At 67.4% G+C, this 2,534-nt stretch carries 2 protein-coding genes; one reads left to right on the plus strand and one right to left on the minus strand.

Translation table 11 applies throughout. From position 1 onward, the window contains the following. Window positions 1–258, plus strand: a 258-nt coding sequence (locus JWP90_RS01470; protein ID WP_297358847.1) for a CAP domain-containing protein, incomplete at its 5' end; no start/stop codon positions are given. A gap of 141 nt (window positions 259–399) precedes the next feature. On the opposite strand, the gene gcvP is transcribed toward JWP90_RS01470, so the two are convergent. Then, a partial coding sequence (gcvP, locus tag JWP90_RS01475; protein ID WP_297358849.1) for an aminomethyl-transferring glycine dehydrogenase occupies window positions 400–2,534 on the minus strand: 2,135 nt, incomplete at its 5' end.

A 2,534-nucleotide genomic window follows, 5' to 3' on the forward strand; every position in this document is an offset into this window, starting at 1 on the left:
TGGAAGGCGTCACCCGGGCACTACCGCAACATCACGCAGGCCTCAGCCAACACACTGGGCATCGGGGTCGCTGCAGACAGTTCCGGGCGCCTGTACTTCACGCAGAACTTCGCCACCAACCCCGCAGGTTCGGTTTCCTCTGCGCCTGTGTCAAGCGCCCCGGCGACGACACCGGCCCCCGCGCCGGTCGCCAGCACGCCGTCGACGAGAACCACAGCGGACTTCTTCGCCTGGGCACGCACGTTCGGGTCTCGCTAACAACGCCGAAATCCCAACACCCCGCAGGGCGCTGGAGCGTTTTGCGGGGTGTCGAGTTTTAGGGGGTCGATGGTCCGGAGGGCCGTCGACCCCCTCACTGTTCGAGCTGAGGAGCACAATGCTCCAGCGCCCGCTACTTGCCTACTCGAAAGCTTCAGGCGGCGGGCAGGCACACACGAGGTTCCGGTCCCCATATGCGTTGTCGACTCTGCGCACCGGCGGCCAATACTTGGTCCGCACCAGTGACTTGACCGGGTACACCGCCTGCTCTCGGGTATAGGCGTGATCCCACTCCCCTTCGATCACCGATTGGGCGGTGTGTGGTGCGTGCACCAGCGGGTTGTCGTTCGCGGGCCACGCGCCGGCGCCGACGGCATCCGCTTCGGCCTTGATCGCGATCATCGCGTCGATGAACCGGTCGATCTCTGCGAGGTCTTCGCTCTCGGTCGGTTCGACCATGAGCGTCCCCGCGACCGGGAACGACATGGTCGGTGCGTGGAAGCCGTAGTCGATGAGGCGCTTGGCCACGTCGTCGACGGTCACTCCGGTGGCTTCCCGAAGCGGACGCAGGTCGAGGATGCACTCGTGGGCGACGAGCCCGTTGTCGCCGGTGTAAAGCACCGGGAAGTGCTCCCGCAGCCGCACAGCGATGTAGTTCGCCGCGAGCACGGCCGCACCCGTGGCCTGCTTCAGACCCTCCGCGCCCATCATGCGCACGTAAGCCCACGAGATCGGGAGGATGCTGGGGCTGCCGTATGGCGCCGCCGACACCGGTCCGCCGGTGTGCGTGTACGACCCGTGGTCGTCGCGCTGCGTCATCGGATGCCCGGGAAGGAACGGAGCGAGGTGCGCCTTCGCCGCGACGGGACCGACACCGGGCCCGCCTCCACCGTGCGGGATGCAGAACGTCTTGTGCAGGTTGAGGTGTGAGACGTCGCCGCCGAAGTCGCCGAACCGGGCGTAGCCGAGCAGCGCATTGAGGTTGGCGCCGTCGACGTAGACCTGGCCGCCCGCATCGTGCACGGCCTGGGTGATCGCCGTGACCTCGTGCTCGTAGACGCCGTGCGTCGACGGGTAGGTGATCATGAGAGCGGCGAGCGACTCGGCGTGCTGCGCGACCTTCGCCCTGAGGTCATCGAGATCCACGTTGCCGTTCTCGTCACAGGCGACGACGACGACTTTCATGCCGGCGAGAACAGCGGATGCCGCGTTTGTGCCGTGTGCGCTGGACGGAATCAGGCAGACGGTGCGGTCCGCATCGCCGTTCGCGCGGTGGTAGCCACGGATGGCGAGCAGCCCGGCAAGTTCCCCCTGACTGCCGGCGTTCGGCTGCAGGGAGACGGAGTCGTACCCGGTGACCTCGGCGAGCCAGGTCTCGAGCTGTTCGATCAGGCCGAGGTAGCCAAGGACGTCCGCTTCGGGAGCGTACGGATGTAGCGACGCGAACTCCGGCCACGTGATGGCTTCCATCTCGGTTGCCGCGTTGAGCTTCATCGTGCACGAGCCCAGCGGGATCATGCCCCGGTCGAGCGCGTAGTCCCGATCGGCCAGCTGCTTGAGGTAGCGCATCATGGCGGTCTCGGAGTGGTGTGTGTTGAACACCGGGTGGGTGAGGTACTCGCTCGTCCGCACCAGGTCCTCCGGTATCCGGGTGGAACCTGCGTCGCCCGTTTCCGCGAAGGATCCCTCGGCGGAGAAACCGAACGCCGCGACGACAGCGCGGAGCTCATCGGCGGTTGTGGTCTCGTCCACCGAGATCCCGACGGTCGCGTCATCGACGAGGTGCAGGTTGATCCCCAGTTCACGCGCGCGCTCGACGATCGTCGACGCCGCCCCCGCCACGTGCACCCGGAGCGTGTCGAAGAAGGTGTCACTCTCCAGCGTCAGGCCGTAACCGGTGAGAACGGTGGCCAGGGCGTCGGCGCGGGCGGCGGTTTCCGCGGCGATCCTCCGGATGCCATGGGGGCCGTGATACACGGTGTACATCGACGCCATGACGGCGAGCAGCACCTGTGCGGTGCAGATGTTCGAGGTGGCCTTCTCGCGGCGGATGTGCTGCTCACGCGTCTGCAGCGTGAGCCGGTACGCGGGGTGCCCCGCGGCATCCTGGCTGACACCGACGAGGCGCCCGGGCAGCTGGCGCTCGAGCCCCTTGCGCACGGCCATGTACCCGGCGTGCGGTCCGCCGAAGCCCATCGGAACTCCGAGTCGCTGGCTGGTGCCAACCGCGATGTCAGCACCCAGCTCACCCGGGGAGGTGAGCAACGCGAGAGCGA

Origin of the sequence: Mycetocola sp. (assembly GCF_025464835.1) — a bacterium.
Taxonomy (GTDB): domain Bacteria; phylum Actinomycetota; class Actinomycetes; order Actinomycetales; family Microbacteriaceae; genus Mycetocola_A.